The organism is Bradyrhizobium sp. (assembly GCF_004799405.1).
In the GTDB taxonomy this organism is placed as follows: domain Bacteria; phylum Pseudomonadota; class Alphaproteobacteria; order Rhizobiales; family Xanthobacteraceae; genus Bradyrhizobium.
Map to the genome: position 1 here is coordinate 1 of NZ_SSMW01000149.1, position 18897 is coordinate 18897.

Sequence of the window (18897 nt, forward strand, 5' to 3'; positions counted from 1 at the left end):
TCGGAGGGTGAGGAGATTTCTGGCAAAACTTCGCGCAATCATGCGGCGAGAATGCGAAACTGTATCTGCAAATACGCACTCGTCATGCCCGAACTTGATCCGGGCATCCATCAGTCTCGCAAGAAGTTCTCTCGAAGAAGATGGATTGCCGGGTCATCCCGCGCGAAGACGCGCTTCGCGCTTTTGCCCGGCAGCTTGCCCGTCTACGGCCCTGCCGCCACACCGACAGGCGGCTCGCTTCGCCTGCGGCTCCAGCGCCTATCCTGTGGGCTACCCTTTGACGCCTTGATCTTCTATGGTGCCGCGCGACTTCGTCCCAGGCGAAGTTATAAACATGAGAATTATCAAAGGCTTGGCGACAACAAAAAGCCTTTGGAGGGCGGTTTGACGCGGTACATTTCGACCCGGGGCGAGGCCCCCACGCTTGGCTTCTGCGACGTGATGCTGACCGGGCTTGCCCGCGACGGCGGCCTCTACGTGCCTGAAAGCTGGCCGCAGCTTTCACCCGAGGCCATCGCCGGATTCCTGGGACGGCCGTATTGGGAAGTCGCGGTCGACGTCATCAGGCCGTTCGTCGGCGGCGAGATTTCCGACGCCGATCTCGGCCGCATGGCGAACGAGGCCTATGCCACGTTCCGCCATCCCGCCGTGGTGCCGCTCGACCAGAGCGGCCCCAATCAATTCGTGCTCGAACTGTTTCACGGCCCGACGCTGGCGTTCAAGGACGTCGCGATGCAGTTGATCTCGCGGCTGATGGATCACGTGCTGGCAAAGCGTGCGCAACGCACCACCATCGTGGTCGCGACCTCGGGCGATACCGGCGGTGCGGCGGTCGACGCGTTCGCCGGTCTCGATAATGTCGACCTGATCGTGCTGTTTCCGCACGGGCGCATTTCGGACGTGCAGCGGCGGATGATGACGACGTCGGGTGCGGCCAATGTGCACGCGCTGGCGATCGAAGGCACCTTCGACGATTGCCAGGCGATCGTGAAGGGGCTGTTCAACCATCATGACTTTCGCGACGCGCTCTCGCTGTCGGGCGTCAATTCGATCAACTGGGCGCGGATCGTCGCGCAGGTGGTGTATTATTTCACGTCGGCGGTAGCACTCGGCTCGCCCCAGCGAACGGTCGATTTCACGGTGCCGACCGGGAATTTCGGCGACATCTTTGCCGGCTACGTTGCCAAGAAGATGGGCTTGCCCGTCCGCCTGCTGCGGATCGCGGCCAACGTCAACGACATCCTGCCGCGCACGCTCAAGACCGGTATTTACGAGGTGCGCGACGTTCACGCCACCGCCTCGCCGTCGATGGATATCCAGATATCATCGAATTTCGAGCGGCTGCTGTTCGAAGCAAGCGGCAGGGACGCCGCTACCGTGCGCCGGTTGATGGCGTCCTTGAAGCAGTCCGGGCGTTTCGTGCTGCCCGATGCGATGCTGGCGGCGATCCGCGAGGAATTCGACGCCGGGCGCGCCGACCAGACCGAGACCGCCGCGGCGATCCGCGCGGCGTGGCGCGAGGCCGGCGATCTGGTCGATCCGCACACCGCTGTGGCGCTGGCGGTGGCGGATCGCGACACCTCGGATTCCAGGATCCCGAACATCGTGCTGTCGACCGCGCATGCTGCGAAATTCCCGGATGCGGTAGAGGCCGCCTGTGGCGTGCGCCCCGAATTGCCGGCCTGGCTCGAGGGCCTGATGACGAAACCCGAGCAGGTCAAGGTCATGAACAACGATCAGGTTGAAGTCGAACGGTTCGTGCGCTCGGTCAGTCGCGCCGCGAAACAAGGAGTTGGCGGATGAGCGTCGATGTTACCAAGCTTCCTTCCGGCCTCACCGTCATCACCGATACCATGCCGCATCTGGGGACCGCCGCGTTGGGTGTGTGGACCGGCGTCGGCGGCCGCGACGAAAAGCCGAACGAGCACGGCATCTCGCATCTGCTCGAACACATGGCGTTCAAGGGCACCACGCGGCGCTCGTCGCGCGAAATCGTCGAGGAAATCGAGGCGGTCGGCGGCGATCTCAACGCCGGCACTTCGACCGAAACCACGGCCTATTACGCCCGGGTGATGAAGGCCGACGTGCCGCTGGCGCTCGACGTGCTCTCGGACATTCTCGCCAATCCGTCGTTCGTGCCGGACGAACTGGAGCGCGAAAAGAGCGTCATCGTGCAGGAGATCGGCGCCGCCCAGGATACGCCCGACGACGTGGTGTTCGAACATCTCAACGAGCTGTGTTACCCGGACCAGCCGATGGGGCGCTCCCTGCTGGGGACCGCCAAGACCCTGAAGGCTTTCAATCGCGATACGCTGCAAGGCTATCTTTCCACACATTATCGCGGCCCGGACATGGTGGTTGCGGCGGCCGGTGCCGTCAATCACAAGCAGGTGGTCGAGGAAGCGACGCGCCGGTTTGCCAGCTTCGGGGGTACGCCGGCGCCGAAACCGCAACCGGCGATGTTCGGCAAGGGCGGTTCGCGCGTGGTGCATCGCGAACTCGAGCAGGCGCATCTGACGCTGGCGCTCGAGGGCTTGCCGCAAACCGATCTTTCGCTGTTCTCGTTGCAGGTCTTCACCAACACGCTCGGCGGCGGGATGTCGTCGCGGCTGTTCCAGGAAGTGCGCGAGAAGCGCGGGTTGTGCTACTCGATCTATACGTTTCACGCGCCCTATACCGACACCGGGTTTTTCGGGCTTTATACCGGCACCGATCCGACCGATGCGCCCGAGATGATGGAAGTGATCGTCGACGTCATCAACGATGCGGTCGAGACCTTGACCGAGGCCGAGGTGGCGCGCGCCAAGGCGCAGATGAAGGCGGGATTGTTGATGGCGCTGGAAAGCTGCAGCTCCCGCGCCGAACAATTGGCGCGTCACGTGCTGGCCTACGGGCGTCCCCTGACGGTGGAGGAGCTGGTGGCCCGGATCGACGCCGTCAGCGTCGAATCGACCCGCAACGCGGCGCGCGGGCTGTTGACGCGCAGCCGCCCGGCGGTGGTCGCGCTTGGCAGCGGCAGGGGTCTGGACACGGCGGTGTCTTTTGCGGAAGGATTGACCAGGTCGAAGGCCAAAGCCCGTCTGCACTAAAGGCGCGCCTTCGCTGACGGAGATCGGGGGTATCAGGCATGGCTCTGTTTCGTTTGCCATCCAGCGGACCTGCGGCACTGGCGCCGCGCGGCCATGGCCTGTTGCTGCGCGCGCCCCAGATGGGGGATTTCCTGCAATGGGCGCACTTGAGGGAACACAGCCGGGCCTACCTGACGCCATGGGAGCCGATCTGGCCGTCCGACGACCTGACGCGCGCCGGCTTTCGGCGCCGGCTGCGCCGCTACGCCGAAGACATCGCCGCCGACCGGTCCTATCCCTTTATCGTGTTTCGGGAGTCCGATGGCGAGATGATCGGCGGCGTCACGCTGGCCAACGTCCGCCGCGGCATCGTGCAGGCCGGCACCATCGGCTACTGGGTCGGGCAGCCCCACGCGCATCGCGGCTACATGACCGCGGCGCTGCGGGTGCTGTTGCCGTCGCTGTTCGGCGAGCTCAATCTGCATCGCATCGAGGCCGCCTGCATCCCCTCCAACGCGCCCTCGATCCGGGTGCTGGAGAAATGCGGGTTTGCCCGCGAGGGTCTGGCGCGGCGTTATCTCTGTATCAACGGCATCTGGCAGGACCACCTGCTGTTCGGCCTGTTGCACGAGGATTTTCGCGGCTAACCTTGTTCGGAGATTCCGGTGCAAGCCTTCTTGTCCGCCTTTTGAGTGCCTTGGGTTCGCCGATATTGCGCTATTATAAGGCGCGTGCGCCTGCTCCTTATCGTGAGCCTGCCAGCGCTTGGGACATTTTGGGAACATCCGGATGATGCGTAACAGGCTGATGATGGGCGCCGGCAGAACGGGCCCTCTATGCACGGCGCTGGCTGTCGCGGGCGCGTTGCTGTCCGGGTGCGGTGGCGGCAGCATGTTCGGCGGCTCGTCGGATCCCAGCCCGTCGGTCGGCGACCGGTTCGGCCAGTTGTTCGGCTCGAAATCGCAAGCCGTCGGCGAGAAGCCGCCGGATCCGGCGATCAACGAATTGGCCTGTCCGCCCGTGAACATCCGCGCCGGCGCCTCCACCTTTGCGGTGGGCTTGCCCGGCAAGCCGGCCACCGGCAGCGACCTGCGCTATCAGGCGACGATCACGCGCACCGCGCGCGATTGCACCCGGGTCGGCGATCAGATTAACGCGCGGATCGGCATTCAGGGCCGTGTCATTACCGGCCCGGCCGGAAATCCGCCGACGGTCGAAGTACCCCTGCGGGTCGCCGTAGTGCAGGGCGGCGTCACCGAAAAGACGATCGCCACCAAGGTTTACCGAACCACGGTGGAGTTGTCGGATGCCGGCAATGTAGCGTTCAGCCTGGTGGCGGAGGATCTGGCGTATCCGATACCGCCCGGTAATACCGGCGATTCCTACATCTTCTATATCGGGTTCGATCCGCAGGCGCTGACGCCCGAGCCGAAGCCGGTCAAGCGCAAGAAGAAGTAATTCTGCGGTCGCGTCAGTTCAGCTTTTCGCGAACTTCGGCAATGCCCTTGGCCAACAGGTCATCGGCCACCGGGCCTTTTACCGATTGCGACAGGATGGTGGAGGCCGCCGTCACGGCCGCGTCGGCCGCCGCGGCGCGCACATCGGCAAGCGCCTGCGCTTCGGCCAGCGCGATCTTGCCTTCGGCGGTCTTGGTGCGCCGGGCGACGAAATCTTCCATCTTGGCCTTGGCCTCGGAGGCGATGCGCTCGGCTTCGGCTCTCGCGGAGGCGACGATGTCCTGGGCCTCGCGCTCGGCGCTGGCGTGGCGGGCCTGGTATTCGGCCAGCAGTTTGGCGGCTTCGTCCTTGAGCCGGCGCGCGTCGTCGAGTTCGGCCTTGATGCGGTCGCTTCGATGATCGAGCGTGTTCAGCACGGTGCGGTGGACGCCGAGATAGGCGAACAGGCCCATCAGGATGACGAAGGCTACGGCGACCCAGAATTCCGGTTCGGCGAACATCTTGGGTTATCCCTTCAACGACGCGTCGACGGCGCGGTCCACGGACTGGCCGTCGGGCACGGTGCCGGTGAGCCGCTGCACGATCGCGGCGGCCGCCTCGGAGGCGATGCCGCGGACGTTGCTCATCGCCGCCTCGCGGGTCGCGGCGATGGTCTTTTCGGCCTCGGCAAGCTTGACCGAGAGCCGCTCTTCCAGCGTCTTGCGCTCCGCTTCGGAGGCCGCGTTGAGTTTTTCGCGGGTCTCGGTGCCGATCGCCTGCGCACGGGAACGCGCCGCGGCGAGTTCGCTTTCATAGGCCTTCAGCGCCGCGTCGGAGTCGTCCGTCAGCTTCTGCGCGCCGGACAGGTCGCCCTCGATCTTGTTCTGGCGCGCGTCGAGCACGCCGCCGACGCGCGGCAGCGCAATTCGCGACACGATCAGATAGAGGGCGACAAACGCGATCAGCAGCGACACCAGTTGCGATGCAAAGGTGTCCTTCTGGAACGGTGGAAACGGGGCCTTGTGGCCGCCATCTGCCTCCGTATGGGCGGTCGCGCCCTCGTTGCCATGACTTTCAGCCACGGGCTTCTCCTGTCCGGCCTTGGCCGTGGATTAGAGCGCGAACAGCAGCAGCAGCGCGATCAGCAGCGAGAAGATGCCGAGCGCTTCGGTCACCGCGAAGCCGAAAATCAGGTTGCCGAACTGGCCCTGGGCAGCGGAGGGATTGCGCACCGCGGCGGCCAGATAGTTGCCGAAGATGATGCCCACGCCTGCGCCGGCGCCACCCATGCCAATGCAGGCAATACCAGCGCCAATGTACTTCGCGGCAATCGGATCCATGAAACGAACTCCTTCTTGAGGGTTGTTGAGATGAGCCGGATCAGTGGCCCGGATGGAGAGCATCGTTGAGATAGATGCAGGTGAGGATGGCAAAGACGTAGGCCTGCAGGAACGCGACCAGCAGCTCGAGCGCGGTCAGCGCGATGGTCAGCCCGAGCGGCAATACGGCGCCGGCCCAGCCGAGAATTCCGAGGGCGCCGAGCATGGCGACGAAGCTCGCGAACACTTTCAGCGCAATGTGTCCGGCCAGCATGTTGGCGAACAGTCGCACCGAATGTGAAATCGGCTTCAGGAGGAACGATATGACTTCGATGAACACCACCAGCGGCAGGATGTAGACCGGCACGCCCGATGGCACGAACAGCTTGAAGAATTTCAGGCCGTTCTTGTAAAGGCCGTAAAACAGCACGATGAAGAACACCATCAGCGCCAGCGCTGCCGTGACGATCAGGTGGCTCGAGACCGTGAATGCGTAGGGAATGATCCCGACCAGGTTCGAGACGCAGATGAACATGAACAGCGAGAACACCAGCGGGAAAAATCTCATGCCTTGCGAGCCGGCGGTGCTTTTGATCATGCTCGCCACGAATTCGTAGCTCAGTTCGGCGATCGATTGAACGCGGCCGGGAACCAGTTGCCGTCCGGCGGAGCCGCCGATCATCAGCAGCGAGATAATCGCCACCGCAAGAAACATGTAGGCCGACGAACTGGTGAACGCGATTTCCTGTCCGCCGATGTGACCGATGGTGAAGAGCTTGGTGATCTGGAACTGATGGATTGGATCGGCAGCCATTCGTCTCTCGGCCTATCGGTTTCGCGCTTTCGCGCATATCGTATCGAACGTTCAGTCGCGCTTTCGCAGCGCCCGCGTCAGAGCCGTTCGGACTGCTTCGCCATCACGCCCGCCGACCGCATCACATTGATCACGCCGGCGGTAAAGCCAAGCAGCAAGAATACGATGAGGCCCCAGGGCGAAGTCGACAGCAAGCGATCGAATCCCCAACCGAGAGCCGCTCCGACCAGAACACCGGCAACCAGTTCGGAGGAGAGGCGAAGCCCGACGGCCATGGCGGATGCCTTGGCCTGAGCCGCGTCCTGCTCGCCTCCAGACCGGTCAGTCCCGATTTTGCGGCTGTCGCGAATTTCGGACAACCGGTGATCCAGCCTCCCGAGCCTTGCGGAAAGCGCAGCCTCATCGGAGGACGATTGATCGCGACTTCCATTGCCGTGGTCGTTCGCGCCGTCAGCCATGCTGTGGAGACCCGAAACGATGCCGCGGTTAAATGAAAATGACGCCCCGTCACCCTCAAAAGCCGCGCGGACCATACTGACCGCACCAAACCAAGTCAAGATTGCGTCGTAACCAGTTAGTGCCTTGATTTAACTAGGCTTATTTGACCCAAATCGAAGCCGTCGCGGGGCCGCCGCCGCACTGCAACAGCTGGCTTGCGTGGCGGTGGCCTTGCGCCGTGCTGGCGGGTCTGTTGGGATGACCGCCAACCCAAATTCCCGCTTGGAGTGAGCATGCCGCGTCAGGTCGACTACTATTTTTCGCTTCAATCGCCGTGGGCCTATATCGGGCACAAACTGTTCCAGGAGGTCGCAAGCACCTATGGCCTGAAGGTGAATTATAAGCCGGTGGTGCTGGTCGATCTGTTTTCCGAAACCGGCGGCCTGCCGTTGCTGAAGCGCCATCCGGTGCGGCAACGGTACCGGATGGTCGAATTGCAGCGCTGGCGCGACAAGCGCGGCCTGAATTTTCACCTGCAACCGGCGAACTGGCCGTTCAATGCGCGGCTGGTCGATGGCGTCGTGATCGCGGCGGTCGAAGCCGGTCACGATCCCAATCGATTTCTGCGGCGGGCTTTTGCAGCCGTGTGGGAAGACCAGCTTGATCTCGCCGATCCCGCGACGATCGCTAAATTAGCCGACGATGCGGGGCTTCCCGGCAAGCAACTGGTCGAGCGCGCGGGGTCCGACGAGATTGGTGCGGCCTATGAGCGGAACCGCCATGACGCGCTGGCGGCCGACGTGTTCGGATCGCCGGTCTATGTGCTCGACGGCGAGGTATTCTGGGGACAGGACCGGATCGAATTGCTCGCGGACGCGTTGAAGTCCGGGCGCGCGCCGTATCGTTCGCAAGTGTAGGATCAGTCCATCGATCTTGAGGCGGAGCAACCATGATGACAGCGACATCCCCCTCCAAATTCCCGTCGGCCATCGTGGCCGCCACCGTGATGTTCGGCCTCGGCGGAATTGGCACCGCCATAGCCGAATCGATGCCGGATACCGAGAACGGCCGCTATGCGCTTTCGCCGGTCGCCGACGGTGTGATCAGGCTCGATACCCGCAGCGGCGAGGTTTCGACCTGCAGCAACAACGGCAACGGCTGGGCCTGCTATGCCGCGCCTGACGAGCGCGCCGCGCTGGATGCGGAAATTGGCCGGCTGCAGTCCGACAATGAAAAGCTCAAAGCCCAACTGGCGGCGCGCGAACCCGCCGTCCCCGGCAAGATCGACGAACCGCTGCCGAAAGCGGACTCGCTGAAAAAACCCGAGCCCAAGGTGACCGAGGGCGAGCGCAAGATCGAGATTCCGCTGCCGAGCGACCGCGACATGGACCGCATGATGTCGTTTCTGGAGCAGGCGTGGCGGCGGCTGGTCGACATGGCCAACCGGATGCAAAAGGACGTCACCGGCAAGATTTGACGGTACCCGCTTCGCAGGGTGGGCAAAGCGAAGCGTGCCCGCCAAAGCATTGAACAAAGAAATGGCGGGCACGGCGAAGGCGCCTTTTGCTCACCCTGCAATTTGAGACCTACGACATTGTCCAGATCCTTTTCCCGCTCCGAGCCCTCCACCGTCACCGCAAATACCATCGTCTCATCACAGCTGAGCGTGCAAACCTCCGGCGTAGGCTTCGTCGATCTCACCGCCGAGGTCGCGAAATTCGTCAGGGATGCGCGCGCGAAAGAGGGTGCGGTGACGCTGTTCATTCGCCATACCTCGGCGTCGCTGACGATCCAGGAGAACGCCGATCCATCGGTGCTCGACGATTTGATGTTGGCGCTTGGAAGGCTTGCGCCTGACGATGCCGGATGGAGCCACGACACCGAAGGTGCCGACGATATGCCGGCGCACGTCAAGACCATGCTGACGTCGTCTTCGCTCCATATTCCGGTGTTGAAGGGCGAACTTGCGTTGGGAACGTGGCAGGCGATCTACCTGATCGAACATCGCACGCGCCCGCACCGGCGTGAGATCCTGCTGCAGTTCATCGGCGCGCTTGCCTGAAAACAAAGCCGGCCGCGGAGCGATCCGCGGCCGGCTTGTCAAGGCCTTCTAAAAGCCTCAGCCCTTGGTGATATCGACGTCCTTGGTTTCCGGCAGCAACAGGAAGCCGATGATCAGGCTCATGATGGCGACGCCGACCGGATACCAAAGGCCGGAATAGATGTTTCCGGTCGCAGCCGCGATCGCAAACACCGTCGCGGGCAGGAAGCCGCCGAACCAGCCATTGCCAATATGGTAGGGCAACGACAATCCGCTGTAGCGGATCCGGCTCGGGAACAGTTCAACCAGCCATGCCGCGATTGGGGCATAGACCAGCGTCACATATATCACCAGCAACCACAGCATGACGGTTGTCATGACCGTGTTGATCTCGGCCGGATCGGCCGACGCCGGATAGCCATGGGCCTTGATGGCCGCGGGCAGTGCCTTGGCGAAATCGGGGCTGTCAGCCGCCAGCGTCTGCTCGCCGATCTTCACCTTGGCTTTGGTACCGGCCGGTGCGGCTTCGTTATTGTAGTTCACCGACAGGTTGACGAGGCCGGACTTGGCGACGTCGCAGCTTGTGGTGAACGATTCGGTTCCGGTCGCCTTGAACTGGAACGAGCATTCGCCGGGGTCGGCGATCACGGTCACCGGCGCTGCCGAAAGCGCGGTCTCGAGCTTCGGATTGGCGAAGTGGGTGATCGCCTTGAAGATCGGGAAATACGTCAACGCCGCCAGCAGGAAGCCGGTCAGGATAATCGGCTTGCGGCCGATCTTGTCCGACAGCCAGCCGAAGATGACGAAGCCTGGGGTGCCAAGCGCTAGCGCAATCACGATCATGATCTGCGCGGTCACTGCAGGCACCTTGATGGTCTGGGTCAGGAAGAACAGCGCGTAGAACTGTCCGCCGTACCACACCACCGCTTCACCGGCGGTTGCGCCCAGCAATGCCAGGATCGCGATCTTGGCGTTCGACCACTCACCGAACGCTTCGCTCAGCGGCCGCTTCGAGGTGGTGCCTTCTGCCTTCATTTTCGCAAAGATCGGGGATTCGTTCAGGCTCAATCGAATCCAGATCGATACGGCGAGCAGGATGCCCGACAGCAGGAACGGAATGCGCCATCCCCAATCGCCGAACGCGGCTTCGCCCATCCAGGTGCGGATGCCGAGAATGAGCAGCAGCGCCATGAACAGCCCCAGCGTCGCCGTGGTCTGAATCCATGAAGTGTAGTAGCCGCGCTTGTTGGCCGGCGCATGCTCGGCGACGTAAATCGCAGCACCGCCATATTCGCCGCCGAGCGCCAGGCCCTGGACCAGCCGCAGCGCGATCAGAACGATCGGCGCCGCGATGCCCCAGCTTGCATAGCCCGGCAGCACACCGATGAAGAAGGTGCCGATGCCCATCAGGGTCATCGTGATCAGGAAGGTATACTTGCGTCCGATCATGTCGCCGAGACGGCCGAAGATCAGTGCGCCGAACGGGCGGACTGCAAAGCCCGCGGCGAAGGCGAGCAGCGCGAAAATAAATCCGACATTCGCCGGCACGTTGGAGAAGAAGTATTTTGCCAGGAACACGCCGAGTGTTCCGTAGATATAAAAGTCGTACCACTCGAAAACGGTACCCAGCGAGGAAGCGAAGATGACTTTTCGCTCTTCAGCCGTCATTCCACCGGTACGGACTTCGCGGCCCGCTGTCGCAGCCATTGTCATTGTTAGCTCCCCGATTTCGTTAATGCGCGTTCGCCCCATGCGCCGGGCTTGGCCGGCTTCAAACATGAGCTTAGCTTCACGGTAACATCCCCGTGAAACCACTCCCAGTAAGACTTTTGGCCTGCCTGCTATGTCTGGCCCCGAACCATCTCGTGCAGAGATTGTGCTTGAACATTGAGCGTATTGCGGTGCACAAGCGACCGGTTAACCGCATGTCCGGATGGTGACATTGGCGGCTTGCAAGACATCCCCCAGCAGTGGACAATTGCCCCGAAAAGCCCGCTTCGTCCCCTGCACACCGGACAGTCGCAGGTCCACAACCGTTCCCAACAGAAATAAATGAATACTGCTGTCAGCACACGCCTCGTCATCGCCGATGACCACCCGCTGTTTCGCGACGCGCTGCGTCAGGCGGTCGCAAGTGTCGTGGCCTCGCTGAGGATTGACGAAGCGGGGTCGTTCGAGGAACTCACCGCGCTGCTTGAGCAGGATTCCGATGTTGACCTGGTTCTGCTCGACCTGACGATGCCGGGAATCTCAGGTTTCTCCGGGCTGATCTACTTGCGCGCGCAATATCCGGCGATCCCGGTGGTAATCGTGTCGGCCAGCGACGATGGCGGCACCATCCGCCGGTCGCTGGATTTCGGCGCCTCCGGGTTCATTCCCAAGCGGTTCGGGGTCGAGACGTTGCGCGACGCGATCACGAAAGTGATGGATGGCGACGTCTGGGTGCCGCCGGATACCGATCTCACTTCCGCCACCGATCCCGACATGACGCGCCTGCGCGACCGGCTGGTGACGCTGACCCCGCAGCAGGTGAGGGTGCTGATGATGCTGTCGGAAGGCCTGCTCAACAAGCAGATCGCCTATGAACTCGGCGTTTCGGAAGCCACGATCAAGGCGCATGTGTCGGCGATTTTGCAAAAGCTCGGCGTCGAAAGCCGTACTCAGGCCGTGATCGCGGCCGCGAAAATCGCCGGCGGCCAGTGGCGGCAGGGGTCGCCGACAGCGTAATCGCCCTGCGGCGGCACGATCGTAAACGGCTAATGAGGCCGGGAGTCGCGCGCCTTGGAGATGTCTGCCTCAATCCGGGCTTGCAGGGTTTTGGAAGAATCATTGCCGAGCAGCCCCTGATTCTGATGGATCAGATCCAGCGCCTGATCCAGCAACGGGCCCGCGCGATCGGCTGACCCTGCGGCCACATAGGCGTTTGCCGCCCAGTCAAGATAATCGATGCCCTCGTTCAAAAAGTCGCGGCGGGGATATTCCTTCAAATGAGGCAAATATCCCTCGGTGAAAATTGTCGCTGCTTCGGCGAGTTTCTTTGCGGCGGCGAGATTGTCGCCGCTCCATTCGACCTGGATGCCGTCGATGGCCGCGAGATAGGCGCGACTGCGAACCAGACCCAACTGGACGCGCGCCTCGAGCGGCGCCTTTGCCGCGGCGATCTCGGTTTCCCGGGTCGAGGCCGCAAAAGCGTTCCGCGCCTGACCAAGCTCGGCTTCATCCTTCTTTGACAGGGCCAAACGGAACAAGGCCTCGGCACGGTTGAACATGGTCCAGCTCAATCCGGAACGGTGCCCGAGATTTTTCGGATCGTAATCGACGACACGCTGGATGATGAATTCGGCCTGGGTAAAGGATGTGAGCGCGTCTTCGAACTGGCCTCGCCTCAAGGCGATCAGCCCGAGATTGTTATGGATCAGCGACAGATCGTAAGCCCAGGTCAAATTGTCCCAGAGGTGGTCACCCATGGCCATCAAGCCGTCGCGCGCCTGCGTGAACTGGGCAAGTGCCCCGGTATCGTCTCCCAGCCTGACCTCGACATCGCCATGCTTGTTTTCCGCCCATGCAAGGTCATGCAGGAATGCGGGCTCGCGGTGGCCGGCGTCGATCAGGTGCTGACGCAATTCGAGACACTTGTCGAATACGCCGTTGGCGTCTTGCGGCTGGTAGTATTTGAATAACAGCACATCGCCGAGTTCCTGATAGACGTCGGCGAGCGAGCGTTGCACTTGCCAATCGAGCGGCGCGGTCAGTTTCTGGTCCCGAATACCGGTCAGGTCGGCCACACCCTGTTCGTACTGCAGCCGCGCGTTTTCCCGCTCGTTGTTCTCGAAATAGCTGATGCCGATAAAACGGTGGCTATTGGCGCGCAGCAGCATGCTTTCGGGATCGCTGCCGTTGAGGCCCTGCAATAGCGCGAGCGCATCGCCCGCATCCTTGCGCATCTGTCCGATATCGCCACGATCCCAATCGATTTCCGCAATCAGCAAGTAGGTTCGAGCCTGCTGCTTGCGAATGCTGTCGGTGCGCCATGCTCCGCCGAATTTGTCGATCGAAGCGCGCGCTTGCGACACCAGTTCCTCAACCGTGTCGAGCTGCGCCAGCGGCCTGACCACTTCGGATATTCCCTGTACCAGGGCGGTGACCGCATCGGTCGCGGCGATCAATCCTTTTTGGGCCTGATTCTGGTAGTAGATTGCCGCGATGGCGACGCAGGCGAATGCAACGGCCGCTGCCGCGATCAGCCGCTGGCGCAACCGGGCGCGGCGGCCTGATCTTGCTGCATAGTTCTGTAGCTCCGGCGCGATCTCGTCGCCAAACCGGCTGACGACCGATTCTGCCTCGGCGAGCGGCAAGCCAGCGGGCAATAGAAGATCGGACCTCCGGCCCCGGCTTTCCCAGCGCTGGTGCTGGAGTTCGATTTCGCCGCGGATCCGGTAGAAATCAGCGTTGGCCTTCAGCAGTTCCTGGGCGCGGCGCCAGCTTTCCAGCGCGCGTTGATGCGCGAACCGGATCGTCGCGATACCGTCGAGACTTTCGCTGGTCAGGATTCTCGCTTCAACCAACGCCTTGACCAGATTCGTCGTCTCCTTGGTGGAAGCGACGGACGCCAGCGGCATGGAGCGGATGGCCATGGCGGATCGTCCCGATACGATGGTCGACGAACCGACGGAAACGACGAGTTGACGCAACAGCCGCGGCAAAGCGTTCTGCTCGGTCTCCTCGAATCCTTCAAGTGCCGCCTCGGCCGCTTTGTCGATCGCGCCGTCGATGCCGCCGAGCGCGTCATAGGCCTCGAACGTCAGGTGAATTTCGTCTCCGACCTGCCGTCGGCGTTCGAACAGGCCCTGTAGCGTGAATTGCAGAACAGGAAGCGTGTCCGGGTCGGATGCATCCTTCAGGAGTTGTCGATCGAGCGAAACCCCTTTCGAATTCGTTTCAAAGATCAGGCCAGCCGCTTCCGCGGGCTTGCGGACGATTTCTGCAAGCTCGACCTGGCCCGGGGAAGCCAGCTCGTAGGTGACGCCGCCGGTCCTGAGCGGCCTGAAAGCGCTTTCGGCGAGGTAGCGTTCGTAGAGCGCCGCGCGTAACGAGGCGACGAGCCAGACCCGTCCGGTCGCCGCCAGATTCGCCAGCAACGTCACGAAACGGGCGCGATTCTCGTCTGCGCCGTCGGATACGAACAACTCATCAAGCTGATCGATGACAAGAACGAGGTCGACGCGGACGGGACGGTCGAATTTGCCGGCCTTCCGCTCGGTTTCGGCGATGCGGTCCAGCGCCCGGATAATCGGCTGGGCCGTCAGACCGCCTCCCTGCCAAAGTTCGGCGAGGAGTTCCGGAGTTGCATAATCGCCTTGCGCGAGTTCAGGCAACGCCAGGTGGGAAGCGCCACCCTCGAGCGCCTCCCCGGCGCGCATGAACAGCGCCTTCGCCAGCGAATCGAGCGGGGTGGCGTGGTCGCCGGGCCGCATCGTCGCAACGCGCCACTGGTCCACCTCGCCAACGAATCCCGGTGTGATCAAGCGCGGCGCGATACCGGCGCGCACCAGCGATGATTTGCCCGTGCCGCTGGCGCCCACCACCAGCAGAAACGGACTGTGGCGCCGTTCCGCTGCGGGGTCATCGCTAGCCGCATCCGATCCTGCTTCCGGGAGGCTGGCATCCGGCGATTGTCCGCGGGCCGTCGATTTCAGCCGGTCGGTTGCGCGCATAATGTCGCTGGAGCGGCCAAAAAACACCGAAGCGTGCGCGGCGTCGAACGGTTCAAGGCCGCGAAAAGGCGATCCCTTGGTCGCGATCGGCCAGACCAGCGCGCGTGTCTTCAGGACATTTTCGGCAAGCCACTGACGCAGTAATTTATCGACCTGCTCCTCGAACTGGTCGGTGGTGACGAAGACATGGAACGCCGCGACGAAGGTTCCGTCGCGATTGCGAAACCAGCGCTCGAAGAACGACTTGACCAATTGCCATTGTGTACTGAGCAGCGCGAGGTCGTTCTCGTTTTCAGGCGCCGGAAAGGGCGGCGCGGTTTTCTGAAACACATAGACTTCGGTCTGGGTTTCCTCGGCCGGAGCCGCGGGTTCGGCTGGCGCTCTTTTCTGGATGGCGGAAAGGATTTCGTAGGCCGAACCGCTCGGATAGGGCGCGCCGTCCGGCATCTTGGGAAAATCCGGCGGCAATTCGGTGCCAAGGCGCGCCCAAAAAATCCCGATCACGATGTCGCATTCGGCAGCCTCGAGTATTTGCGGCTGGAACGATTTGTCGGCGGTGTAGAACCGTGTTTCCCAACGAATGACCTCGATGCGAACGGCGCCCGCGTGCAGGGCGTTGAGGCGCTCAGCGACGACTTCGATACGTTGACGTTCCGCCTTGACATCGCTCGGCGATGAAACAAAGACGCGGACAGTCCGGACGTCCGACATCGGTCTTCCCCCCTTCTAACCTCCGTTGACGTGCCTACCGCCTTAACCTGCCTTCAACAACCAGCAACATCGCGCCGATGCCGGCCATGCCGGCCATGACCAAATAGGCACTCCCACCGATTGCGCTATAGAGGACGCCCGAGAAAGCCGTCGTTGCCGCACCGCCAAACGCCAATACAGCGCCGAAATCGGCCTGTGCGGTGGCCGACTGTCGGGTTTGCGCGGCGCGGCCGGCGTATTGAATCGATCCCAGATGGGTCGCCCCGAAGGAAAAGGCGTGCAAACACTGCACCAGCGGCAACAATAGAACGGGAGGGTTCAAGCCCATCACCGTCCAGCGCAGCAAAGCGCCCGCCGCGCCCATGCCGATCAACGCGATCGGGTGGTGCGCAAGCCGACCGGATACCGCGAAAAAAACGATCTCGGCGCCGATCCCGATCGCCCACAAGGTGCCGACAGCGGCGCTCCCCAAACCGCCGGCGGTCCAGGCCACCGCCGAGAACGTGTAGTAGATGGAATGACTGGCCTGAATCAGGCTTGCCGCCGCCGCGATCAAAAGAAACTGCGGAAGTCGCCAGAAATTCAGCGATACCGGCGCGGCGGCAGTCGGTTCGCCGAGTTGGGCGGGCAGCGGCGCCAGCAAGCCGGCGAACAAGCTCATCGCCGCGAGCGCGAGCACGATGGCCCAGATAAAAGAATGCACCGCGATGACCGACAGCAATGCTCCGGCGAACAGGTTCGCAATCAGGAATGCGACCGATCCCCACAGCCTCACGGATCCGTAGCCGGAATATCGCGACCGAAGGCCGGTGAGCGCGTAGGCGTCCGCCAGCGCGCCGATCGGCATGAACAGGATCGCGGTGAGGGAGAAAGCAAGGAGAATCTGGAAGAAACCTTCGGCAATGCCGATGATGGCAAAGCCGGCCACCGAGGCAAACGAGGCGAACACCAAGGCGCGCCTGGTATCGCTATGACGATCGACCAGCCGGCTGACAATCGGCGTGACAAACATGCGCACGACGATTGGCGCCGCCAGAACAAAGGCGATCTCCTGCGATCTTAATCCCCTGGACTGGAGCCAGAGCGGCAAGAACGGCACCTGCATGCCCAGTACGAACATGAAGCCGGCATAGAACAATGCCAAACGGGCGCCAAACCGGTCCAGCCGCGGCAAGGCGGCAGCCATTTGCGTTCTCACTGGCCGTTCCCTTCGCGATCGAGGCGGCCGAGGTCGACGAGTTCGACGGGCGGCGCAATTTCCTCCGGCATGGCGCAGATGCGCAAACGTTCCATCGATGCCGAAAACCCGCGCGAGCCGGTGAGGACGCCGAACGGAATAGCGAGCACGAGGGCGCCGAGGAATGGGGCAAACCAGGGCAGCGCCGCCGGTGCTGCGACAGCGAGCGCCGCCGAAAGACCAAACCCGAGCAGCGTCTGAGGCCACAATGCAAGCACGGTTTCCTTCAGCGGTGAACGGTAGCTCTGTCGCCGCTGCGGCAACCACGAGGAGCGATAGCCGAACAGGAACCTGATGATGAACCAGCTGATCGCCACCATCGCGACGGGAACAAACAGCATGTTGAACAAAAGCTCGGTCAGGGCGCCAAGCGCCAGCCGCGGAAAGCCGCCGTAACGGCGCGCGCCGGCCAGCATGGCGTCGGCAAGTCCGAGCATTCTTGGCGTGAGATAGAGAACGGCGAAGCTGGCATAGAGGGCAGCCGCGTTTGCCTTGGGGAAAGGCGTATCCGGCGGCCAAGCGAGCACGGCATAAACGGCGAGCGTGACGAACAGCACCACCGCCGGCCATCCGAGGAAACGCTGCGCCACGCCGGCCAGATGATACTTGTCCATGGTCCGGAGGCCCGGCAACGCCAACAGGCGCAGATTGATCAGATCGCCCTGGCACCAGCGTCGATAACGGCCAAGAAAATCCACCAGCGTGGACGGCATTCCCTCATAACTTCCACCGCCGATCGGCAATTCGCGGACCTCGAAGCCGGCGCGATGCAGGAGCGCAGCCTCTATTTGGTCGAAGCACATGACATGACGGCCGGTGTTATAGGCGCCGTCGCCGTCGTTCATGCGGCCATGGGCGGCATAGGCGGCGACGCGGATCAAGGCGTTGTGGCCACGATACTGGCATCGCTCGTCCTGCCACCACACCGAGCCAAGAATATAATTGTGCCAAACGTGCCGGTGTCCGAACTCAAACACGCGAGCGATCGCCGTTGGCGGCAACACGCAGTCGATCATGCTCTGAAGGATTCCCAGCCGCGGCGCCGCTTGCATGATGCGGACCAGCCGCAGGATGGCTTCGCCGCTCATCACGCTGTCGGCATCGAGCACCGCCATGAATTCGTATCGCTCGCCCCACCGTTGGCAGAAATCGTGAAGATTGCCGGCCTTGTAGTCGATATTGGTGTCGCGGCGGCGATAAATCAGGTTTGTGCCCGGTGAACTTTTCCGCAACGAGGTCATTTCATCGTGTTCGGCAGCAATGGCTTTCGGAGTCATGCTGTCGCTCAGCAGAAAATAGTCGAACCTGTCGCCGAACCCGGTTGCATCGATGCTGGTCCTGACCACCTGCATATGGGCAAAAACGCGCTTGGCATCCTCGTCACGGATGGTCATGACGATGGCGGTGCGAAACAGCATCGGTTCGTCGCCGCGGATGCGCGCGAAGGGTGGCAATACCGGCGATATCGGATCGCGGGTCGAGCGGCGCAGGATAAAGCCAATGGCCGCGCTCCAGAATACCGATGAAACCCACAGCAGTTTCATCAGGAAGCTGAGAACCAAGGCGACATCCAGAACGGTCTGGCCGTTGCCCGAAACAATAAACCCGAGCCAGGCCGAAAGGCCGGCGCTGGTGATTGCAACCAGACATCCGTAGGCAAGCCGGCGGCGATGCAGGGCGCTCGCTTCATCAGCCCGGTCGCCGTCGGCAAAGCCGGCGGGATATCCGCATCCGGGGGTGCGGACCTCGCCGGCGTCAGCCATGAAAATCGGTTTTCCGGCAAAAGGGCAGCATCAGGTCCACCTGCGCCTGGCGGGCCTCAAGATGACCCGGCGACAACCACAGCGCATTTTCGTCATCCGACCCGATATCGGTGATGGGTTCGACATCGATGGCGACATGGCGGGACGGGCAGGCGAGGCTGAACGCGATATCGTCGGCGCGGGCGGATATCGGTATCGATCCCAGAAAGCGGTAGAGGTAATTGAGCAGGCTGCGATGAAACAGCATGGTCTGGCCCACGATGATGTCGCAATCGCCATAGGCCTCGCTCATGACGTAGATGCCGTCCCGAAGATTTCGCCCGCGACAGCCGTAGATCCTGCCGGCATCCTTCAGA

The 18897-nt window shown here is 62.5% G+C and carries 18 protein-coding genes; 8 read left to right on the forward strand and 10 right to left on the reverse strand.

Annotated elements, in window-relative coordinates; all coding sequences use genetic code 11:
- Positions 1 to 384: 384 nt before the first annotated feature.
- From thrC to E7813_RS23560, 4 genes are all read left to right on the forward strand, one after another.
- Positions 385 to 1803 (forward strand): threonine synthase, encoded by a 1419-nt coding sequence (thrC, locus tag E7813_RS23545; RefSeq protein WP_291577682.1) that lies wholly within the window; start codon positions 385 to 387, stop codon positions 1801 to 1803.
- On the forward strand, positions 1800 to 3089 hold the full coding sequence (locus E7813_RS23550; protein WP_291577683.1) for a pitrilysin family protein: 1290 nt from the start codon (positions 1800 to 1802) through the stop codon (positions 3087 to 3089). Before thrC ends, E7813_RS23550 begins: the two co-directional genes overlap by 4 nt.
- 38 nt (positions 3090 to 3127) lie before the next feature.
- The gene (locus E7813_RS23555; protein ID WP_291577684.1) at positions 3128 to 3715 is read left to right on the forward strand and encodes a GNAT family protein; all 588 of its coding nucleotides are present in this window, start codon (positions 3128 to 3130) and stop codon (positions 3713 to 3715) included.
- 244 nt (positions 3716 to 3959) lie between these two features.
- Positions 3960 to 4526: a hypothetical protein gene (locus tag E7813_RS23560; protein WP_291577697.1), complete on the forward strand. Its 567-nt coding sequence runs from the start codon at positions 3960 to 3962 to the stop codon at positions 4524 to 4526.
- A 13-nt stretch (positions 4527 to 4539) separates the two neighbouring features.
- Here the strand turns inward: E7813_RS23560 and E7813_RS23565 are convergent, their stop codons facing one another.
- From E7813_RS23565 to E7813_RS23585, 5 genes are all read right to left on the reverse strand, one after another.
- The gene (locus E7813_RS23565; RefSeq protein WP_291577685.1) at positions 4540 to 5025 is read right to left on the reverse strand and encodes an ATP F0F1 synthase subunit B; all 486 of its coding nucleotides are present in this window, start codon (positions 5023 to 5025) and stop codon (positions 4540 to 4542) included.
- 6 nt (positions 5026 to 5031) lie between these two features.
- Positions 5032 to 5586 (reverse strand): F0F1 ATP synthase subunit B', encoded by a 555-nt coding sequence (locus E7813_RS23570; RefSeq protein WP_291577686.1) that lies wholly within the window; start codon positions 5584 to 5586, stop codon positions 5032 to 5034.
- A gap of 30 nt (positions 5587 to 5616) precedes the next feature.
- Complete coding sequence (locus E7813_RS23575; RefSeq protein WP_009796340.1) at positions 5617 to 5844, reverse strand: F0F1 ATP synthase subunit C; 228 nt, start codon at positions 5842 to 5844, stop codon at positions 5617 to 5619.
- 40 nt (positions 5845 to 5884) lie between these two features.
- A complete protein-coding gene (locus E7813_RS23580) occupies positions 5885 to 6637 on the reverse strand; it encodes a F0F1 ATP synthase subunit A (protein ID WP_291577687.1) in 753 nt (250 codons plus the stop codon).
- 77 nt (positions 6638 to 6714) lie between these two features.
- Positions 6715 to 7095: an AtpZ/AtpI family protein gene (locus E7813_RS23585; protein WP_291577688.1), complete on the reverse strand. Its 381-nt coding sequence runs from the start codon at positions 7093 to 7095 to the stop codon at positions 6715 to 6717.
- A gap of 273 nt (positions 7096 to 7368) precedes the next feature.
- On the opposite strand from E7813_RS23585, the gene E7813_RS23590 reads away from it, so the two are divergent.
- The 3 genes from E7813_RS23590 (at position 7369) to E7813_RS23600 (ending at position 9137) form a co-directional block, all read left to right on the forward strand.
- Positions 7369 to 7992 carry a 2-hydroxychromene-2-carboxylate isomerase gene (locus E7813_RS23590; RefSeq protein WP_291577689.1) on the forward strand — a complete coding sequence of 208 codons (624 nt, stop codon included), beginning with the start codon at positions 7369 to 7371 and terminating at the stop codon, positions 7990 to 7992.
- Positions 7993 to 8081: 89 nt separating this feature from the next.
- The gene (locus tag E7813_RS23595; RefSeq protein WP_291577698.1) at positions 8082 to 8552 is read left to right on the forward strand and encodes a hypothetical protein; all 471 of its coding nucleotides are present in this window, start codon (positions 8082 to 8084) and stop codon (positions 8550 to 8552) included.
- Positions 8553 to 8669: 117 nt separating this feature from the next.
- Positions 8670 to 9137 carry a secondary thiamine-phosphate synthase enzyme YjbQ gene (locus E7813_RS23600; protein WP_291577690.1) on the forward strand — a complete coding sequence of 156 codons (468 nt, stop codon included), beginning with the start codon at positions 8670 to 8672 and terminating at the stop codon, positions 9135 to 9137.
- Positions 9138 to 9194: 57 nt separating this feature from the next.
- On the opposite strand, the gene E7813_RS23605 is transcribed toward E7813_RS23600, so the two are convergent.
- Entirely contained in the window at positions 9195 to 10823 is a 1629-nt protein-coding gene (locus E7813_RS23605; RefSeq protein ID WP_363331214.1) for an MFS transporter, read from the reverse strand.
- Positions 10824 to 11168: 345 nt separating this feature from the next.
- Here E7813_RS23605 and E7813_RS23610 point away from each other — a divergent pair, with 345 nt between their 5' ends.
- The gene (locus E7813_RS23610; RefSeq protein ID WP_291577692.1) at positions 11169 to 11843 is read left to right on the forward strand and encodes a response regulator transcription factor; all 675 of its coding nucleotides are present in this window, start codon (positions 11169 to 11171) and stop codon (positions 11841 to 11843) included.
- 29 nt (positions 11844 to 11872) lie between these two features.
- On the opposite strand, the gene E7813_RS23615 is transcribed toward E7813_RS23610, so the two are convergent.
- The 4 genes from E7813_RS23615 to E7813_RS23630 all read right to left on the reverse strand — a co-directional run.
- On the reverse strand, positions 11873 to 15541 hold the full coding sequence (locus E7813_RS23615; RefSeq protein WP_291577693.1) for a hypothetical protein: 3669 nt from the start codon (positions 15539 to 15541) through the stop codon (positions 11873 to 11875).
- A gap of 34 nt (positions 15542 to 15575) precedes the next feature.
- Positions 15576 to 16739, reverse strand: a complete 1164-nt coding sequence (locus E7813_RS23620) for an MFS transporter (protein WP_291577694.1) — start codon at positions 16737 to 16739, stop codon at positions 15576 to 15578.
- On the reverse strand, positions 16736 to 18541 hold the full coding sequence (gene mdoH, locus E7813_RS23625) for a glucans biosynthesis glucosyltransferase MdoH (RefSeq protein WP_291577695.1): 1806 nt from the start codon (positions 18539 to 18541) through the stop codon (positions 16736 to 16738). The genes E7813_RS23620 and mdoH overlap by 4 nt, the downstream gene beginning before the upstream one ends.
- Positions 18534 to 18897 (reverse strand): hypothetical protein (locus E7813_RS23630; RefSeq protein WP_291577696.1); only part of this gene is annotated, 364 nt, incomplete at its 5' end. The genes E7813_RS23630 and mdoH, both read right to left, overlap by 8 nt.

What these genes read in the sequence shown, in the direction of transcription:
- E7813_RS23550 (WP_291577683.1), top strand. Translation starts at nt 1,800, where the DNA reads ATGAGCGTCGATGTTACCAAGCTTCCTTCCGGCCTCACCGTCATCACC.
- E7813_RS23555 (WP_291577684.1), top strand. Translation starts at nt 3,128, where the DNA reads ATGGCTCTGTTTCGTTTGCCATCCAGCGGACCTGCGGCACTGGCGCCG.
- E7813_RS23560 (WP_291577697.1), top strand. Translation starts at nt 3,960, where the DNA reads ATGTTCGGCGGCTCGTCGGATCCCAGCCCGTCGGTCGGCGACCGGTTC.
- E7813_RS23565 (WP_291577685.1), bottom strand. Translation starts at nt 5,025, where the DNA reads ATGTTCGCCGAACCGGAATTCTGGGTCGCCGTAGCCTTCGTCATCCTG.
- E7813_RS23575 (WP_009796340.1), bottom strand. Translation starts at nt 5,844, where the DNA reads ATGGATCCGATTGCCGCGAAGTACATTGGCGCTGGTATTGCCTGCATT.
- E7813_RS23580 (WP_291577687.1), bottom strand. Translation starts at nt 6,637, where the DNA reads ATGGCTGCCGATCCAATCCATCAGTTCCAGATCACCAAGCTCTTCACC.
- E7813_RS23585 (WP_291577688.1), bottom strand. Translation starts at nt 7,095, where the DNA reads ATGGCTGACGGCGCGAACGACCACGGCAATGGAAGTCGCGATCAATCG.
- E7813_RS23590 (WP_291577689.1), top strand. Translation starts at nt 7,369, where the DNA reads ATGCCGCGTCAGGTCGACTACTATTTTTCGCTTCAATCGCCGTGGGCC.
- E7813_RS23595 (WP_291577698.1), top strand. Translation starts at nt 8,082, where the DNA reads ATGTTCGGCCTCGGCGGAATTGGCACCGCCATAGCCGAATCGATGCCG.
- E7813_RS23605 (WP_363331214.1), bottom strand. Translation starts at nt 10,823, where the DNA reads ATGGCTGCGACAGCGGGCCGCGAAGTCCGTACCGGTGGAATGACGGCT.
- E7813_RS23610 (WP_291577692.1), top strand. Translation starts at nt 11,169, where the DNA reads ATGAATACTGCTGTCAGCACACGCCTCGTCATCGCCGATGACCACCCG.
- E7813_RS23615 (WP_291577693.1), bottom strand. Translation starts at nt 15,541, where the DNA reads ATGTCGGACGTCCGGACTGTCCGCGTCTTTGTTTCATCGCCGAGCGAT.
- mdoH (WP_291577695.1), bottom strand. Translation starts at nt 18,541, where the DNA reads ATGGCTGACGCCGGCGAGGTCCGCACCCCCGGATGCGGATATCCCGCC.